The organism is Seleniivibrio woodruffii (assembly GCF_029267515.1).
In the GTDB taxonomy this organism is placed as follows: domain Bacteria; phylum Chrysiogenota; class Deferribacteres; order Deferribacterales; family Geovibrionaceae; genus Seleniivibrio; species Seleniivibrio woodruffii_A.
Map to the genome: position 1 here is coordinate 58,386 of NZ_JAJUIS010000001.1, position 17,928 is coordinate 76,313.

Genomic DNA, 17,928 nt, shown 5'->3' on the forward strand with positions numbered 1-17,928 from the left:
CTACCCCTGAAGCTGTGCATATTCCCTGAAGATTTTTCTTGCATCTTCAGGTTTCAGGTTGCCGTATGTTTTGTTGTTGATCATGATAACGGGAGCCATTCCACATGCACCGATGCACGATACTTCCTCAAGAGTGAACTTGAGGTCTGCGCTTGTCTCGCCGTTTCTGATACCGAACTCTTCATTAACAATTTCAGAAATACGTCCCGAACCCTGCACGTGGCAGGCTGTCCCTCTGCAAACCCTGATTATATACTTGCCTCTGGGCTGTGTATAAAACTGTGCATAGAAGGTAATCACGCCGTAAATCTGATGTGCAGACATGTTTAAGTTGTCCGCAATCCTCTCAACAATTTCGCTGAAAAGATAGCCGTATGCGTCCTGAACCTGCTGAAGAACGGGAATGGTCGCACCTTTCCAGTCTTTGTACTTTTCGCAGATTTCGTCGCAAGCGGTAAAATCTATCTCTTTGCCTGCTGATTCTGTCTCTTTTACTTCTGTTGCCATTTCTGTCACCCCTTACCTGTCGATTTCGCCGAGAACCACGTCGTTGGTTCCGACAATCGCAACAAGATCGGCCAGCATATGTCCTTGAGCCATCTTGTTCAGTGCGCCGAGGTTAACATAGGAGGGGGCTCTTATCTTCATTCTGTAGGGTCTCTCCTCTCCTTCGGAAACAAGATAGAAACCGAGCTCGCCTTTGGGAGCCTCGATACCCTGATATGTTTCGCCTTTGGGAGCTTTGAAACCTTTGGAAACGATGTAAAATCTTCTGATAAGTGCTTCCATACGCTCGTAAACGTCTTCATGCGCGGGCAGAGCAACTCTGGGGTCGTCAGTCATAACTTCGCCTGTTGCGGGGATCTGCTCAAGAGCCTGCTGAAGAATTTTATTTGCTTCGCGCATCTCTTTCATTCTGACTTTGTAACGTGCGTATGTGTCGCCTGCCTCTTCAACCGGGATTTCCCATTTGAATCTGTCATAGATACCGTACGGCTCATCGCGGCGCAGGTCGAAATCGATACCCGAACCTCTCATAAGAGGACCGGAAGTACCGTATGCCTGGACGTCTTCATCGGAAAGATGACCGATGCCGATGGTTCTCATTTTCCAGATTCTGTTGTTTGTAAGCAGGTTTTCATAAAGATCGACACAGCTGTCGAACTTGTCTGTGAAAGATTTCAGTCTTACGAAGAAATCTTCGGGCATATCAGCGCGGATACCGCCGATACGGATCCATGAGCTTGTCATACGCTGACCTGTGCCCACTTCAAACATATCAAGTATTTCCTCGCGCTCACGGAAAGCGTAGAGGAAAACGGTCATGGCGCCTATGTCAAGGGCGTGAGTCGCAACCCACACAAGGTGAGAGGCCACTCTTGCCATCTCTGCGAGTATAACGCGGAGATATTCAGCCCTTTCGGGAATTTTAACGTCGAAAAACTTCTCTACTGCAAGGCAGTAGGCAAGGTTATTTGAAAGAGGTGAAAGGTAGTCCAGTCTGTCTGTGAGCGGGATAACCTGGTGGTATGTCCTGTTCTCGGCAAGTTTCTCTGTGCCTCTGTGGAGGAAGCCCACATCGGGTTCCACATTGACGATGGTCTCGCCGTCGATGTCTACCACAAGTCTCAGAACCCCGTGTGTTGAGGGGTGCTGGGGTCCCATGTTGACGGTAATTACTTCTGAAATGTTATTGTTAATCATATCAGTTCCTACCTTGAAAACTTCAGGCCGAGACCTTGCTCATCTGCATTGTTGAACCATGATCTCTCTTTAAGCGGGAAGTCTTTTCTAAGGGGGTGTCCCTCGAAAAATTCGGGCAGCAGAACCCTTTTCAGGTTCGGGTGACCTTCAAAGACTATGCCCATAAGGTCATACTGTTCCCTTTCCATCAGGTTTGCGCCCGCCCAGATGTCGGTTATGGTGGGGAACTTATTGTCCTCACCCGCAACCTTGACAAAAACGCGCATTTTGTTCTGAATTGAAAAAAGATTAATTGTCAGTTCGAACTTTTCGCGTTTTTTGGGCCAGTGTACGGCAACAACGTCCACGATGTACTTGAAGGAAGCCTCGTCCCTTAAAGCAGTTAAAACCGCTTTATAAGCGGCCGCGTCCTTCACTTTTATGAAGTTGCACTTAAACTCCGTATAGCAGTTCAGCTTTTCGGGGAAAAGCGCTTCCAGTTTGGCTGTAAGCTGTTCAAATGTCATCTTTTCCTCCTCACTTTCTCACGACTTTTTCAGTCATGATCTTCTTCTGCAGAGCTGTAATGGCATCAAAGAACGCTTCAGGTCTGGGGGGGCAGCCGGGAACATAGAAGTCAACCGGAATAACCTCGTCAACACCTTGTACTGTAGAATAGGTGTTATAGATTCCGCCGCTTGTTGCGCAGCTTCCGATTGCAATGACCCATTTGGGTTCAGGCATCTGGAGGTAGACCTTTCTGACAACGGGTGCCATTTTTCTTGTAACAGTTCCGGCAACCAGCATCAGGTCGGACTGACGGGGTGTGGCGCGGAAGATGATCCCCATTCTGTCGAGGTCATACTTCGCGGCACCGCAGGCCATCATTTCGATCGCGCAGCAGGCGAGACCGAACGTCACAGGCCAGATTGAGCCTTTTCGGCAATAGTTGATCACACTGTCAACTGTGGTTGTGAGCACGTTGTCGGGTAATTTTCTGTCAATTAAGCCCATTCTAACGCTCCTTTCTGCCATGCGTAAAAGTAGCCGAAAACAAGAATTACGATAAACAGAATCATCTCGATGAGACCGAAAAGCCCGATCATGTCGAAGCTGACGGCCCATGGGTACAGAAACACTGTCTCCACATCAAAAATAACGAACAGCATAGCGATTATGTAGAACCTCAGGTTCAGACGCTTTCTGTTTTCATCCAGCGAGGGCATACCGCACTCATATACGCTGAATTTGACCTTTTCATATTTCGCGGGACGGACAATGGCGCCGACGAACATTACAACAACGCCGAGGCCTCCGGCCACGATAAGGAAAAGCACTATAGGCAAATATCCACTCATACCTCACCTCTGTATTTTGTATACAGTATGCAGTATCTATCATGAAGCTGTAAAGGTGTCAACAAGAAACATCGTTTTAGGACTAAAAGAATCCCCGCGCGGGACGGGGGTTTGCGCGTCTGCGCCATTGTAGCGGGAGTTCAGAATAATACTATAAATTAAGTCTTTTTACAAGCTCTTCCATATCTGCGGGAACTGGCGATTGAAAAGACTTCTGGGTGTTATCGAAAGGATCTATAAAGGACAGATGCCACGAATGCAGAGCCTGCCTTCCAATGGGCATCGCAGCGGAAATCCTGTTTCCGTATACGGCGTCCCCTGCCAGAGGAAACCCCAGATGCGCCATGTGCACACGTATCTGATGTGTTCTTCCGGTGTATATTTTTACCTCTGCCAGAAACGCCCCCCTTAACCGTTTTAGAACAGTGATTTCACTTTTAGCGTATTTGCCTGTTTCGTCTACAGCCATCTTTTTACGGTCTTTTCTGCTTCTTGCAATGGGGAATTCTGCGATAAATTTTTCAGTTTTCGGGTTGCCCGCGCAAACGGCTAAGTATTTTTTATCCACTGTTCTATCCGCAAACATCTTTGACAGTTTCTCTCTCGCCTCTCTGTTTTTTGCAACGATAAGCAGTCCGGAAGTGTCCTTGTCCAGACGGTGCACTATACCGGGACGCACATCATTATCGTCCTTTATATCAAACATATGCAGCAGACCGTTTACTATCGTGTCGGTTCCTGTGCCGTGCGCGGGGTGCACAGTGACTCCGGCCGGTTTATCGATAACCGCATAATTTTCACATTCATATACAATTTTCAGATCCATCTCAACGGGAGTGAGATCAGGCACTTTTTCCGGCGGTATAACGACTATTATATTATCTCCTGCCTTAACCTTATATTTCTTTTCGCGCAGGGAGCCGTTCACCGTGACGTCTCCCTGCTCTATGAGTTTTTCCGCATGGGAACGCGAGATATCCGTGTTTGAAGATATGTATGTGTCCAGCCTGACGGAGCTTTCCGAAGCTGTCAGGGCTATTGTTCTTTTATTTTCCATTTTCCTTAAATGAGACTGCTTCGGGCAAGTGCCCCCGCAGAGACGGCAGTCGTCTTCGCGAGGAGCGCAGGCGACGCAGCGATCTGCTTTCCTTGTATTCAAACTATTTCTTGACTTATATTACCTGAACGGATATAAGTTTCAACCACCTTTGTTGCGCATACTATAAGTGCGTGACTATTTAATCCACGAAGGAGGACACATGAACACTTACGAAACCGTATTCATCGTCCGCCCCGATCTCCAGCAGGACGAGATCGAAAAAGAGCTTGAGTTCTTTAAAGGGAACATCGAGCAGAACGGCGGCAAAATCATCAAAGTTGAGCCATGGGGCAGAGTTACAATGGCATACGCCATCGAAAACTACGCTGAAGGCTACTACTTCCTTATCCAGTTTGAAGCTGACATCAACTATCCCGACGAACTTACAAAACGTTTCCGCTACAACGAAAACGTACTCAGATTCGTCATCGTGGCGATCGATGATAAAAAGTTCAAACTCAACCCCAGAAAAGACACAGGCGCAAAGCGCTATGTGAAAAAGCCCGGCGCGAGAAAACCCCGTGAAGGCGAAGAGGGTGAGGAATTCGCTCAGACTGAGACAGAAGAGAGCGAAGAATCAGCAGCAACAACAGAAGACTCAGCGGCTGAATAAGCCAGCAGGAGAATACTATGGGTTTCCTTAATAAAGTCATGCTTCTCGGCAATGTTACACGCAACCCCGAAGTTCGGTTCATCCCTGGGCGTGACCTGCCTGTCGCCAAATTCGGTCTGGCAGTCACAAGGAAAACAAAAGACAGAGAAGAGACCTGTTTCATCGATATCGTTACATTCGGCAAAACCGCCGAAATGTGCGGCGAATACGTCACAAAAGGTATGCCGCTGCTTATCGAGGGCAGGCTCAACTACAGCACATGGGAAGCCGACGGACAAAAACGTTCGAAGCACGAGGTGGTTGCAGAGAATATTCAGTTTGTCTCCAGAAGAGAGAAAGGTGAATATTCCGGTTCAAATGCTTTCGAAGAACCCATGCCCGGCTCCATGGACGAAGACGATATCCCATTTTAAGGAGGAAAAGAAATGGCTGTTGTAAGACGCAAATTTCAGCGCAGAAAAGTATGCAAATTCTGCACAGAAGCTATAGATATAGACTACAAAGATGTTAAACTGCTTCGCCAGTATGTCACAGAAAGAGGCAAAATAATGCCCCGCAGACTTACAGGCACATGTGCAAAACACCAGAGAGCACTCTCAACCGCTGTTAAGACTGCAAGAGTAATCGCTCTGCTGCCTTTCAGCCTCAACAGATAATAAGGAAAGGGGAGGTCAAAAGCCTCCCCGTTTTTTCATGACACAGGCAATTTTATACCCTATAGCTTCAGTTCTTTTTTACGCACTCCTTGCATACTATCCCCAGTACGCGATAGTCGGCGCTATTTTCAGCCCTCTTCTGCTGCTGGTATATCTGGGCGCGGAAAAAAGAAACAGATACTCCGACCTTATGCTCGGTTCCGTAATAGCGCTCACCGCCGGCATAAGCATTATAACCACAGGTCTTTATGTCATTTCTGTCGCTTTTACGGCAATCTTCATCTACAGATTTTTACAAAAGGGACACAGAGACATATGGTTTCCGGTAACCGTTGCGCCGCTGTTGGTTTTCATAGTCATGGCGGCGGTGATATACGGTATACCCGATTACCGCAATACCCTGACAGACGTTGCGGAACAGGGAATAAAGACATTCATAGAGGCTGTCAGAACCTCTAAGAACCCCATGGCGGACGACCCGTATTTCCTGAATATTGAAAAACACAGCAGGCTCGCCGCACAGTCGGTGGTGCTTATCTTCCCTGCGGTAAACTACATAATGACCGCTTTCTGCACACACATAGCCTTCAGCCTTTATACCAAGCTGAAACGCATTGAGATTAAAAAATTCAGACTGCCCGACAACCTTGTTTGGGCGCTTATCCTCGGCTTCGCCCTTGTGTTTGTGAAACAGACTATGGCAAAGCACGCCGGACTGAACATAATTCTGATAATGATGACCCTGTACGCTTTTCAGGGTTTCGATATAGTTTCCTACTGGATGACGAGGTTAAAATTCATTCCCGTTATCAAGGCGATAATTTTCATCTTTATCTTTTCCGAACCCCCGTTTATAATCTTCATAGCCCTGCTGGGACTGTTCAGCGTATGGTTCAACCTGTACGGCAGGCAGGAGAATGACCGGGAGCAGACGCCATCAGACTGACAAAGCTGAATGCCACCAAGGTATCCATCGGTACTGCGGTTTTTCTTTCTGTTTTCAAAGCGGCAGTTGGAATATGGTCGGGTTCGCTGGCCGTGCTTTCATCCGCTTTCGACTCCATGCTGGATGTGATATCCTCCACAGTGAATTTTTATGCCATCAGGGTATCAATGACACCGCCGGACAAGAACCACCCATACGGTCATGCGAAATTCGAACCTCTGGCGGCACAGATTCAGTCATTTATAATATTATTTTCAGGAGCTTACATCCTTTACAAGGCATACGCAAATTTTCATTCCGAGGTACAGATAAAGGCGGTTGGCGTTAACATTGCCGTTATGACGGTGAGTATCGCCATCACAGGCGCGCTGGTATATTTTCTTAAATATGCCGCTAATAAGCTAAAGTCTTCAGTGCTTTATGCCGACAGCCTCCATTACCGCACAGATCTTCTCAGCGGTACCGGAGTCCTTATCGCGCTGGTTGCAATTAAATTTACGGGTCTGCATGTAATAGACTCTATTGTCAGTGCCGTCATTGCAGTGTATATTATCGTTTCCGCTCTCCGGCTGAACTTTCAGGTGACAAGGGAACTCTTAGATGAAACCCTGCCGGAAGAGGATATGAAAACCGTTCAGGAGATTCTGGACAGGCATAAATGTGAAATAGTTGATGTGCACAAGCTGCGCACCAGAAGTGCCGGCAACCAGAAGTTTATCGATATGCACCTTGTGCTTTACCACGGGCTGAGCCTTCAGGACGGAAACGACATCCGCACTGATATTGAAAAGCGTATCAGAAAAGGCATCCATGGTGCCGACGTGAACATATATATAGAACCCTGCGACCCGGAGCACTGCGACACATGCTGTGTCTGCGGCGAACAGGAACAGGATAAAAATAAGAACTCAGGGAGTAACTAAATGAGCTTATTCATGGAAAACTTAATTTCCGACAGACTCGGCGGTAAGATGTTCGGCAAAGACACCACCATCTACAAGTTCGAGAAGATCAAACGCGCAAAAAGAGCCGCCATGAAAGACAACCCCGGTGTCGAGCTTATCGACATGGGCGTTGGCGAACCGGACGCAATGGCGCACGACGAAGTTGTCAAAGTTCTTCAGCTTGAGGCGACAAAAAAGGAGAACAGATTCTATTCCGACAACGGTATAGACGAGTTCAAACAGTCCGCAGCAAACTATATGAAAAAGCGTTTCGGCGTTGACCTTGACTTTGCGACTCAGGTTAACCACTGCATCGGTTCAAAACCCGCGCTCGCGCTTATTCCCATCGCGCTTATCAACCCCGGAGACGTCGCACTTATGACAGTTCCCGGTTATCCGGTTTCAGGCACGACAACAAAATATCTCGGCGGCGAGGTATATAACCTCCCACTGCTCCACGAAAATAACTTCCTCCCCATACTTGAGGATATCCCCGCGGACATCCTTAAAAGAGCAAAATTCCTTTACCTTAACTACCCCAACAACCCTACGGGAGCCATCGCCACTAAGGAATTTTATGAAAAAGTGGTCAAATTCGCAAAAGCGAACGACATAGCTGTCATCTCCGATGCGGCTTATATAGAGCTGACATACGGCGAAGAACCCCTCTCATTCCTCAGCATCGACGGTGCTATGGAAGTCGGCATAGAAATCCACTCACTCTCCAAGTCATACAACATGACAGGCTGGAGGCTGGGCTTCGTATGCGGAAACGAACACCTTGTAAAAGCGTTTGCAACTGTTAAGGACAACAATGACTCAGGTCAGTTTATCCCGATACAGAAAGCGGGCTGCTACTGCCTCGACAACCCGAAACTCATCGAACACACTAAGGCAAAATACGCAAGAAGACTGAACATGCTGGCAAAAGTGCTCCGCACTCACGGCTTCACCGTTAACGAGCCTAAAGGTTCTTTCTACCTCTATTTCGGCATCCCCAAAGCGACAGTTTCCGGACGCAAGTTCGAGAACGCGGAACAGTTCTGTGACTTCCTCATCAGAGAGAAACTCATCTCCTCCGTTCCGTGGGACGATGCAGGCAACTTCCTGCGTTTCTCAGTAACCTTCGACGCACCTACTGTGGAAGCCGAAGAGCGCATAGCAAAGGTCATCGACGAAAGACTCGCGACAGAAAAATACATATTCTGATAATAATTTCAGGTAACACACTGATAAAGCCCTGTTTTCACAGGGCTTTATTTCATATTTCCATCACAATTATCTTAACCATCACTGACTTTGGCATAATATAATTTTCATATGTTCATGGTATCTGTTTAAATCATTATTATGGAGAGAAACCATGAAAAAAACTTTTAGAGCGATTTTTGCGGCTCTGCTTCTGTCTGTTCTTGCTTTTGCAATGACCGGATGCAACGGCGATTCCGCCTCTGACACGGAATCGAAGATCAAAATTGTACACATCAACGACACACACTCCTATCTGGACGGTCAGTCCGTCAGCCTTGAGTTTGAAGGTGTTGCCGCTTTCACAGCCACTGCGGGGAGCATGGCAAAAGTTGCAACAGTTATAAACCAGCTTAAAACCGCAGACCCCTACGCGCTGACACTTCATGCCGGCGACGCAGTGCAGGGTACGGTATATTACAACCTGTTCAAAGGGCAGGCGGACGCCGACGTTCTCAACAACATCGGTTTCGATGCCATGGCGGTCGGTAATCACGAGTTTGACGACGGCGACAGCTTCCTGTCCGGTTTCATAGACAAACTCGGCTTCCCGGTGCTCAGCGCCAACGTTGTTCCCGCAGAGGGAAATACGCTTTACGGCAAGATAAAACCATATATTATCAAGTCAGTAAACGGGACAAAGGTAGGCATCATAGGTCTCACTGTAGCAAAGAAAACAAAAGAATCCTCCAACCCCAGCGACGAGATAACTTTCAATGATGAAACGGAGAGCGTTCAGAAATACGTTAACGCGCTGAAAGATCAGGGTGTAAAAAAGATAATAGTGCTCAGCCACTACGGTTATGAAAACGACATAGCCCTTGCCGGCAAGGTCACTGACATCGACGTTATCGTCGGCGGCGACACCCATACCCTGCTTGGAGACTTCGCATACGCGGGGCTTGAAAGCTCCGGCGAGTACCCAACAAGAAAAGTTAACAAAGACGGCGACCCTGTGTGCATAGTTCAGGCATGGGAGCACAGCAAGGTTGTGGGAGAGCTTGACGTGACTTTTAAAGGTGACAGGATCGTCTCATGCTCCGGTACGCCTCACCTTCTGCTTGATGAAACGTCACTGGCAAGAAAAACCACAGCCAAAGACGCTCTGCCTTCAAACGAGAAAGAAGCCATAATGGCGGCAATAGCAGCGCATGGCAACAACATCAGCTTCCCCGCAAACGAGACCACTACGGCGGCTATAATGCAGGGATACACCGAACAGGTGACAGTCATGAAACAGACTGTCATCGGCACCGCTGCCACAGACATCCAGCACAACAGAGTACCAGCACACGCATACAGCGGCGTAACACTTTCCCTCGGTTCGGACATTGCACCCATAGTTGCAAAATCTTTCTATGACCTCAGCAACAGAGCCGATGTGTGCATCCAGAACGCAGGCGGTGTAAGGATCAGCGTACCGGCGGGCAACATCACCATGGATACCGCATACACTCTGCTGCCATTCGACAACACCCTTTATGAGATAGAGATGTACGGTTCAGAAATAAAACAGGTGCTTGAAGACGCAATAGAGGGAATCGCACAGGGCGGCTCAGACGGCGGCTTCCCGTATGCTTATGCACTGAGGTATGATGTTGACGCGACAAAGGCTTTCGGAAGCCGTGTAAGCAATCTTGAAGTGAAAAACAGAACCACAGGCACATGGTCTGCTATAGACAACGCTAAGATGTATGTAGTAGTCACAAACTCATACACAGGCATGGGCAAAGACGGATATACAACCTTCGGAACCGTGCAGGAAGAGAGGGGAATGGGGGTTAACACCTACCTTCAGTACACCCTGTCTTTCATACGCTATGTCGAGGCACTGACTGCCGCAAATATGAGCGTGGAAAAACTGCCCGCTTCCGACCATCCCATAAAAAGCTACATATCCACACCTGCCGAAGACGACAAACTTTAACAGCCCAAAAGACCCCGCCCGCAAAGCGGGGTCTTTTTTCACTTGATTCCCGCATAAAAAAAGCTAAACTCATTTATGAAAAAGTTTATTATTATCCATGCCTTAGTTCTTTTAACATTATCAGCTCACGCCGAAACGGTCAAAATTATCCACATAAACGATTCCCACTCCCACCTTGAAAGCACGGTGACAAATAACGGGCCCACAGGCGGAATGGCGAAAGCGGCGGCAGTAATTAAAACGCTCAAAAGCGAAAATCCGGATGCGTTTCTGCTCCACGGCGGTGACGCAGTGCAGGGCACCATATACTACAATCTGTTCAAAGGACGGGCGGATGCCGACGTTCTGAACCCGCTCGGTTTTGATGCCATGGTCATGGGAAACCACGAATTTGACGACGGAAATGCGCATCTTGCGGATTTTATTAATATGCTCCGGTTTCCGGCTTTAAGCTCAAACGTCATACCGCCCGAAGGCAGCGCGCTTGAAGGGAAATTCAGACCATACATAATTAAGAACGGTATCGGCATCATAGGCGTAACCGCAGCCAGAAAGACCCTCCATTCTTCCAGCCCCGACGCAGGAACGGTTTTCAGCGAAGAGGCGGAGAGTGTCCAGAAATATATAAACGAGTTGGAAGCTCTCGGTATAAAAAAGATAATCGTGCTTAGCCATTTCGGATATGAAAATGATATTGAGATGGCAAGAAAGCTCACCGGAGTTGATATCATTGTCGGCGGGGATTCACACACCCTTCTGGGCAATTTCGGCGGGGCGGCAGGCGCATACCCGACAGTTGCCGAAAACGGAAGCGGCGAAAAGGTCTGCATCGTTCAGGCATGGGAACACGGAAAGATAGTCGGACTGCTCCTTGCTGATTTCGACGGGGACAGGATAGCATTCTGCGGCGGAAAACCTTATCTGACCACTGGTGCCGACGACATTGAGACCGCGAAGATAATCGCGGGCTACACATCTCAGTTGTCAGAGCTTAAAAACAAAGTTATAGGTGAGGCTGCGGAAGAGCTTATCCACAGACGCAAACCAGGCGGAACAGGTGCTGATTCAGGCTCGGACGTGGTGCCCATTGTGGCGCAGGCGTTCTATGAAGCCAGCAGAAGGGCTGATTTCAGCATACAGAACGCTGGCGGTGTCCGTAGCGACATCAGAAAAGGGGGCATTACAGTCAACGACGTATATACAATGCTTCCATTCTCCAACACCATCTATGAGATAGAACTATTCGGCACTGAAATAAAAACCCTTCTGGAAGACCAGATGCAGTCCCTTATAAACAAAGGACCCAGAGGCGGGTTCCCCTATTCATATGCCCTGAAATATTCAATCAACGCTAAAAACGCATATGGTGAAAGGGTATCAGACATTGAGATAAAAGACAAAACCACAGGCAGGTGGATGCCGGTTCAGCCGGACAAACTCTATGTCGCAGCCACAAACTCATTTCTTGCCAAAGGCAAGGACGGATATATGTTATTTCCCCGTATAATAGCTGAACGCGGCGCGGGCACCGACACCGGACTCGGCTATGCGGAAACCTTCATAGAATTTATTGAGCGCCACAGAACCCTGAAAAAACTGCCTGAAAGCGAATATCCCATCAAAAGTTACGTCGCTCCCTGATATCTGACCGATTCGGCACAGTTTCTGAACCGGAGCGTACTTTTCACCGCCTTCATGCGTGCTATTATGCTTTAAAAGGAGGCGCAAATGAAACATATCACCATTATATTAATGGCTTTGTTCACATTTTCCGCTTATGCGGCGGATTTCAGCATCAGCGTACCATCTGCGAAAAATCGTGTGTTTGAACAGGAGCAGGTACTCAACGGATTCGGATGCACCGGAGGCAACGTTTCACCTGAGATAGCATGGAAAAACCCGCCGAAAGGCACAAAGAGCTTTGCCCTGACCGTGTACGACCCCGATGCACCAACAGGCTCCGGCTGGTGGCACTGGGTGATAACCGACATCCCCTCAGACGTTCGCAAAATTGAAAAGGGCAAAGTGCCCGTCGGTGCCGTTCAATCCGCAACGGATTACGGGCAACCCGGTTACGGCGGTCCCTGTCCGCCTCAAGGCACAAACCACAGATACGTCTTCACCGTGACCGCGCTCAAAACCGAAAAACTTGGCATAACCCCCTCCGCATCGGGAGCACTCGCCGGATTTATGATAAACATGAACGCCATAGGCAAAGCGAGCACCATAGTCCGTTACGGCAGATAAATTTCAGGGTGCGGGAAATCTGCACCCGTATTATACTTTTTTGAATAGGTGATTAATGAGCAGAGAGATTCGTTCCAGACAGGGCATAGGCGCAGTGGGCACGATAGTTCAGGCGTGCGAGGAAACACTTTACAACCTCGCCATAGCCGACCCATGCGTGATAATGGTTGAGCTTGGCACAAAAAAGATGACAGCCCGCGAAAGCGGTTTTGAAATCCGTTCGTCACAGGCGCTCGCCATCTGGAACACCGTATACATAGACGTGACCAACCTTAAAGCGGATGCCGGGTTTTATCAGGCAGCATGGATAGCGTGGGACAGGGAAATAATCTCTAAGTACGTCCTCCTTCAGGCAGCGAAGAAAAACGACAGCAGAAGGGATGTGGTGCATATCCCGAAAACGGACAGGATGCTGAAAGAGGCATTCGCAAGGGCTTCGGAGGGAATATCAGACGAAACAGTTCCTGCTGATATTGCCGCCCACCGGATGCTTGAGCTTCTGATGGTTCTGGACGCGAATGGTTCATTCTCCCCGCCCGGCGCGGATGTCCCACTTTCATGGAGGCTGCGCAAAATGCTCAACAGCGACCCGTCCCGAAAGTGGCGCATAGCCGACATGACAAGAGCTGTGGGAATGAGCGAATCGACCATTAGACGCAGACTCGCTGAAGAAAACATAAACGTCGGGGAGCTTATCACCGACGTGCGGATGTCATATGCTCTCGCGCTTCTGCAATCCACCGACATGACCGTTACACGCATCGCATCCGAAGCAGGATACGACTGCGTTTCACGCTTTACGGCGCGTTTCCGCAGCCGTTTCGGGTTCACCCCGTCGTCAGTCAGAGGGCAGAGATGATATGTTCATTATCCGCTCGTCTGCGGCAGTGAGGTTCCTGCGCATACTCTCGCGGATATAATCCATTCCGTTGTAAAAACATTTCAGCATAACTGACAGCAGAAACATCCCCTTTGGGGTAATAACCGCGTTTTTGCCGCTCCCTTTGACAGCCCCCAGCAGTCTGAGAGCATTATATTCTATAAACGGTTTATGAGCAGGATTACCCTGTAAACCGAACATTTCAACCATCATGCGGTAGCGGTTGATTGCGGACGGAGCGAAGGTTACGCTCTTTGTGGCAGAGGTCTGTCCGGCAGAAATCCTGTCAGCGTAGGTTTTGAGAGAGAAAGAGTTCGCATACAGAGTACCGTCCAGAAAGCTGAACGCACCGGAACCAAGCCCGACGTATTCCTGATGTTCCACGACGTATTCGTCAATATTCGTACCTGCCTTGTGTGCGTATGCCCATGAAGTACGCTGGATATACGGGTCACCCATCATCTGCGTTATGAGCTTATAGTGCCCCGCCTCGCTCTCATACCCTGCTCTGCCAAGTCTTTTGCCGAATTTATGTCCGGCAAAGGGAGCATACATAAGCGGATAAAAAGTGACCTGCTGGGGATTCAGTTTAAGAACCGTAAAGATGTCCTCGCCCAGTTCCTGTGCGGTCTGTTCCGGAAAATTATACATCATGTCAACGTTAACCACCGGGAACAGTTTCAGAATCTCCTCAACCTTGCGGTACTGTTCCTCGCCGCTGCCGAATTTCAGCTTGCGCCCGATACGCTCCAGATATTTGTCGTTAAAGGTCTGTATGCCCACGGAAAGTCTGTCCACACGCCCGACTGTGTATTCAAGATTTTCAGGATCTATATGGTTCGGGTCTGTCTCAATGGACACGTCCTTCACATCGAAAAGTTCTTTTGCAAGATCTATGGTTTTCGCCAGTTCCTGCGGGATGACGGTTGTCGTTCCGCCGCCGAAACATACGGAATCAAATCTATAGCCCAGCGCCGCCGTCATACGCATCTCTTCGCGGAGAAAACGGAAATAGTTTGCCGCTGTTTCCTGATGAAATTTGAATCTGTGGAACGAGCAATAGGGACAGAGGGTAATACAGAACGGGATGTGGACATAAAGCATGTAGGATCTGCCCGCTATAGGTTCCGGCAGAGAGGTTATCTCAGTTCCATCGTTGAACCGCAGATAATATTTCACCGCCTGCTTCATAACTGAGCGTACAAGTTTTGCCGACCAGTCCCATTCAATAGAGTCTTCGCCGGATGAAGAATCAAAATGCGATACGCCTTTGGAAAATGATGTCTCTCTGGGAAATCCGCTCAAGAGTGTACCCTCAATAAATTGTTTTTAATCGCTTGTTTTATACTAATGTCTGTCTATGAATAAATAAAGAGAAATCGTTCACGAGCTAACAAAAAGACCCCGCCGTTAAGCGGGGTCCCAAGTATTTGTCAGTAGTTGAACATCTTAACGCCGACAGGCACAAGAGCCGCTCCGGTGTATTCCCTGATATCGGTGATGTCCGGCGAAACAGACGGAGTGAAGGAAGAAAAAGTTGTCCTCGCCGACATAGAATTTGTTTCCGCTGCTGTTGCCCCGGCACCGGAAACGTTTTCATCTATCACAACCCCGCTCATTTCAAGGTCGGAGGTCATGGCTGCTATCCTGTTGCCAGCGATTGCCGGACCATAACCTGAGGCTGCGATGACGTTTGTTCCGTTGAAAGCCGGAAGCCTCACCGCCCCTGTCTGTAAAAGGTCGCTGTTCAGTTTAAACATCATAAAGTCGCCCTGTTGTGCGAAAACATCGTAACTAAGATATTTTTTCATACCCAGCAGAACGTATACGCTGCCGTCGGTATCCACCGCAAGGGAACTGTCATAGTCGAAGCCCATGGGCGTATCGAACTCAGGCACAGCGTTTATCTGCACAAAGGAACAGCTTCCTATGGAATAACCGGCACCCGTGACAGAACCATTCAGCTTCATTACACGCACGGCGTACCAGCCCTGCGAGCTGTCATACAGCTTGTACTTAAAGTATATATTACCGCCGCTGTCTGTCTGTATATCCTCAAGGGGCAGGATATCCACGTTGCTGTCCGTTCTGAAAAATCCTTTGTCAAAGTTCATGTCATAGTCATAAACAATGGCTCCGTAATAGAAAGTTGAGCCGCTTGATGTTCCCACAAGTGCTATTCTGTTTGCCGAAGGGATGTTGACTATACCGTATGGCGTCATAGGCATCTGGTTGTTCAAATCATCCAGAAAAACAAGCTGCTTACTGGAGACAGCCGCACCCGATACCGCGCTTAGTTTCGCCAGCGACCAGCTCCCGTTGCTGAAATCTTTCAGTGTCAGAACAAGATAGTCCGTTCCGCTCTGGTTAATAACAACACCGCCGACTGTCTCCGTGGGCGAACCAGAGTTCAGAGTGTATTTCTTGAACCACTCTATGGCGCTCAGATCGTTTTTAACCTTCATAACGGTGACAAAAGAGCTTCCCGCAGTGTAATCCGCTATCAGATATATGTTTCCTGAGGAATCCTTTATAATCTTGCTGAACGATGGTATGGCTCCGTCGGAAAAGTTTGTGAAGGTCAGTTTTTTCGTGACCGGAGCGGAGTCTTCGGTCAGTCTGGTGACTATCGGAGTTCCTGGCAGACTGCCGTATGTTATTTTACCGGCGCCGGAATAATAAGCGAGCGTGTACAGGCTGTCGCCGTTCACAAGCCCCGAAAGAGTTTCGACATAGGTGCCGTATTCGTTGTTGTCCACTCCGAAAGCATATTCTAAGAATGAGTAGAATCCGCCATCGGCAAAGCCTTTAAACGATCCCTCCTCGGCTTCGGAATATACCATGCCGTCGTTATCCAGTGACATAAGATAATCAAAAGTGTAGTAAACGGTATAGTCGCGCATGTTGCTGTCTGTTGCTGTAAGCGCCACCACAAAATAGTTCCCCGAATAGTCCATCAGATCCATCGCATCGTCATATCTGAAGGAGGGGTACTCTTTTGAAAGTTTCGATTCTATATGATATCCGGTAATTCCGTTATTTGCATCGATAGCAATCCGCAGACCGGACGGAGTGTAACCTGCGGGTCCGCTTACATTGAACTCAAAATAGGGTCCGTTGACATCCTCTCTGATTCTCATAGTGAGGGAAGGAAACATATCCGCGTACTGTTCTGTGCTGAGATTGCCCCCACGCACGGTGTACGACTCTTCCGTGGAATTGCCGTACTCAACGTTAACAGTTTCATACATGTCCATCGGCGATCCGTTATAAGGCACTATGTTGTATGACGGCTGGCTGAAATAATACGGCAGACTGCCGTATTCCAGAGCCATCTTATTGTTAGCGGTTGTTAAACCGTACCATGTAGTAGCTGCCATGCTCAGACTGAATGCCGCGGAGGATACCCCCTGTGCAGTTACTGTGAAATTATTAAAACCTGCGGAACCGTTTATATTATAGTTCACATTCAGACCCGACAGGACATAAGGCACAGTCTGCCCCGGGTACTGGTACATCCTGACAGATGTGTTGCGAAGCTCAAGGTCGTGACTGAGCCCGTTCCCCTTTATCTTCCATTCGCCGTTCTCGTTTGCAAAGCCCACTGTGGAATATTCGAAAGAGCCATCGGAATATGAGAGCTTAATGTCAAAAAGTCCGCCCTCCTGAGAATCTTTCTTCTCCCTTTCACTGACATCGGTGAGCACAACTCCCGAAAGCACCACGTCGTTATTGAAAAGAAATCCGGCAGTCTGGGTCATAACATGGTTGATAAATTCGTCTCTGCCCATGCCATCCATAACACCGAAATCATCAGCGACATATTTCTCTATATCGTCGTATGAGGCACCTCCGGCATATGCCGTTTCAAGCATATGCAGTGCCGCAAGCTCCATGGAAGCCACGCCTCCGAACGTGCAGGCAAGCTCCGCCTCCGTTGCGCTGTTGGGAACTATCTCAATGTCGGTGCTGCCTGTACAGACAACTTCGTCGTTTTCGCCGTTCGCCGAGATGATAAAGCTATAGGTATTTCCTGCTATCAGGTCTCCGATCTCAACAGAGGTACCGTTTTTTGCGGCTTCAGTTGCGTCCACCTCTTCTGTGCCGCCACCCGCCGTGCTGTACGAAATGCTGACAGCGGTTACCAGCGTGTTGCCAACCATAAAGCCGGAATCGCCGTTTCTTCCGCTCTTACCGGAATTTTCAAAATCCATTTTCAAAAGAACCGAATTCTTAGATTTTGATGTTGTTGTGCCCCCACCGCAGGATACCAGAATAAAAGATAAAATCACTGCGGCAAGATATTGAATCATTCTCATGGTTCACT

At 48.5% G+C, this 17,928-nt stretch carries 18 protein-coding genes; 10 read left to right on the top strand and 8 right to left on the bottom strand.

The genetic code is table 11. The annotated features are described in order from the left end of the window. The 6 genes from nuoE to Q7P67_RS00325 all read right to left on the bottom strand — a co-directional run bounded on the left by nuoE (position 1) and on the right by Q7P67_RS00325 (position 4,098). Positions 1 to 507: an NADH-quinone oxidoreductase subunit NuoE gene (nuoE, locus tag Q7P67_RS00300; protein WP_303849551.1), complete on the bottom strand. Its 507-nt coding sequence runs from the start codon at positions 505 to 507 to the stop codon at positions 1 to 3. 12 nt (positions 508 to 519) lie between these two features. Continuing rightward, a complete protein-coding gene (gene nuoD / locus Q7P67_RS00305) occupies positions 520 to 1,704 on the bottom strand; it encodes an NADH dehydrogenase (quinone) subunit D (RefSeq protein ID WP_303849553.1) in 1,185 nt (394 codons plus the stop codon). Positions 1,705 to 1,712: 8 nt separating this feature from the next. After that, positions 1,713 to 2,210: an NADH-quinone oxidoreductase subunit C gene (locus Q7P67_RS00310; protein ID WP_303849555.1), complete on the bottom strand. Its 498-nt coding sequence runs from the start codon at positions 2,208 to 2,210 to the stop codon at positions 1,713 to 1,715. A gap of 10 nt (positions 2,211 to 2,220) precedes the next feature. Continuing rightward, the gene (locus Q7P67_RS00315) at positions 2,221 to 2,697 is read right to left on the bottom strand and encodes an NADH-quinone oxidoreductase subunit B family protein (RefSeq protein ID WP_295221803.1); all 477 of its coding nucleotides are present in this window, start codon (positions 2,695 to 2,697) and stop codon (positions 2,221 to 2,223) included. Further along, the gene (locus Q7P67_RS00320; protein WP_303849557.1) at positions 2,688 to 3,041 is read right to left on the bottom strand and encodes an NADH-quinone oxidoreductase subunit A; all 354 of its coding nucleotides are present in this window, start codon (positions 3,039 to 3,041) and stop codon (positions 2,688 to 2,690) included. Before Q7P67_RS00320 ends, Q7P67_RS00315 begins: the two co-directional genes overlap by 10 nt. 151 nt (positions 3,042 to 3,192) lie before the next feature. Then, positions 3,193 to 4,098: an RluA family pseudouridine synthase gene (locus Q7P67_RS00325; RefSeq protein WP_303849558.1), complete on the bottom strand. Its 906-nt coding sequence runs from the start codon at positions 4,096 to 4,098 to the stop codon at positions 3,193 to 3,195. Between the two features lie 202 nt (positions 4,099 to 4,300). Between Q7P67_RS00325 and rpsF the strand changes: the two genes are divergently transcribed. The 10 genes from rpsF to Q7P67_RS00375 all read left to right on the top strand — a co-directional run bounded on the left by rpsF (position 4,301) and on the right by Q7P67_RS00375 (position 13,580). After that, positions 4,301 to 4,753 carry a 30S ribosomal protein S6 gene (gene rpsF, locus Q7P67_RS00330; protein WP_303849559.1) on the top strand — a complete coding sequence of 151 codons (453 nt, stop codon included), beginning with the start codon at positions 4,301 to 4,303 and terminating at the stop codon, positions 4,751 to 4,753. 17 nt (positions 4,754 to 4,770) lie between these two features. After that, positions 4,771 to 5,166, top strand: a complete 396-nt coding sequence (gene ssb, locus Q7P67_RS00335) for a single-stranded DNA-binding protein (RefSeq protein ID WP_303849561.1) — start codon at positions 4,771 to 4,773, stop codon at positions 5,164 to 5,166. Between the two features lie 12 nt (positions 5,167 to 5,178). Continuing rightward, positions 5,179 to 5,409 carry a 30S ribosomal protein S18 gene (rpsR, locus tag Q7P67_RS00340; protein WP_295221814.1) on the top strand — a complete coding sequence of 77 codons (231 nt, stop codon included), beginning with the start codon at positions 5,179 to 5,181 and terminating at the stop codon, positions 5,407 to 5,409. Between the two features lie 37 nt (positions 5,410 to 5,446). Beyond that, complete coding sequence (locus Q7P67_RS00345; RefSeq protein WP_303849563.1) at positions 5,447 to 6,355, top strand: DUF2232 domain-containing protein; 909 nt, start codon at positions 5,447 to 5,449, stop codon at positions 6,353 to 6,355. Positions 6,356 to 6,360: 5 nt separating this feature from the next. Further along, positions 6,361 to 7,278, top strand: a complete 918-nt coding sequence (locus Q7P67_RS00350) for a cation diffusion facilitator family transporter (protein ID WP_303850317.1) — start codon at positions 6,361 to 6,363, stop codon at positions 7,276 to 7,278. Beyond that, positions 7,279 to 8,508: an LL-diaminopimelate aminotransferase gene (locus Q7P67_RS00355; protein ID WP_369695981.1), complete on the top strand. Its 1,230-nt coding sequence runs from the start codon at positions 7,279 to 7,281 to the stop codon at positions 8,506 to 8,508. 154 nt (positions 8,509 to 8,662) lie between these two features. Continuing rightward, positions 8,663 to 10,474 carry an NAD nucleotidase gene (gene nadN / locus Q7P67_RS00360; protein WP_303849567.1) on the top strand — a complete coding sequence of 604 codons (1,812 nt, stop codon included), beginning with the start codon at positions 8,663 to 8,665 and terminating at the stop codon, positions 10,472 to 10,474. Positions 10,475 to 10,549: 75 nt separating this feature from the next. Then, on the top strand, positions 10,550 to 12,115 hold the full coding sequence (locus Q7P67_RS00365; protein WP_303849569.1) for a bifunctional UDP-sugar hydrolase/5'-nucleotidase: 1,566 nt from the start codon (positions 10,550 to 10,552) through the stop codon (positions 12,113 to 12,115). Between the two features lie 87 nt (positions 12,116 to 12,202). Next, positions 12,203 to 12,721, top strand: coding sequence for a YbhB/YbcL family Raf kinase inhibitor-like protein (locus tag Q7P67_RS00370; RefSeq protein ID WP_303849571.1), 519 nt, complete (start codon positions 12,203 to 12,205; stop codon positions 12,719 to 12,721). Between the two features lie 55 nt (positions 12,722 to 12,776). After that, positions 12,777 to 13,580, top strand: coding sequence for an AraC family transcriptional regulator (locus Q7P67_RS00375; protein ID WP_303849573.1), 804 nt, complete (start codon positions 12,777 to 12,779; stop codon positions 13,578 to 13,580). On the opposite strand, the gene Q7P67_RS00380 is transcribed toward Q7P67_RS00375, so the two are convergent. Both Q7P67_RS00380 and Q7P67_RS00385 read right to left on the bottom strand, forming a co-directional pair. Beyond that, on the bottom strand, positions 13,560 to 14,906 hold the full coding sequence (locus Q7P67_RS00380) for a coproporphyrinogen III oxidase family protein (protein WP_303849575.1): 1,347 nt from the start codon (positions 14,904 to 14,906) through the stop codon (positions 13,560 to 13,562). The genes Q7P67_RS00375 and Q7P67_RS00380 overlap by 21 nt on opposite strands. 128 nt (positions 14,907 to 15,034) lie before the next feature. Next, positions 15,035 to 17,920 (bottom strand): hypothetical protein, encoded by a 2,886-nt coding sequence (locus Q7P67_RS00385; protein WP_303849577.1) that lies wholly within the window; start codon positions 17,918 to 17,920, stop codon positions 15,035 to 15,037. Positions 17,921 to 17,928: the final 8 nt, after the last annotated feature.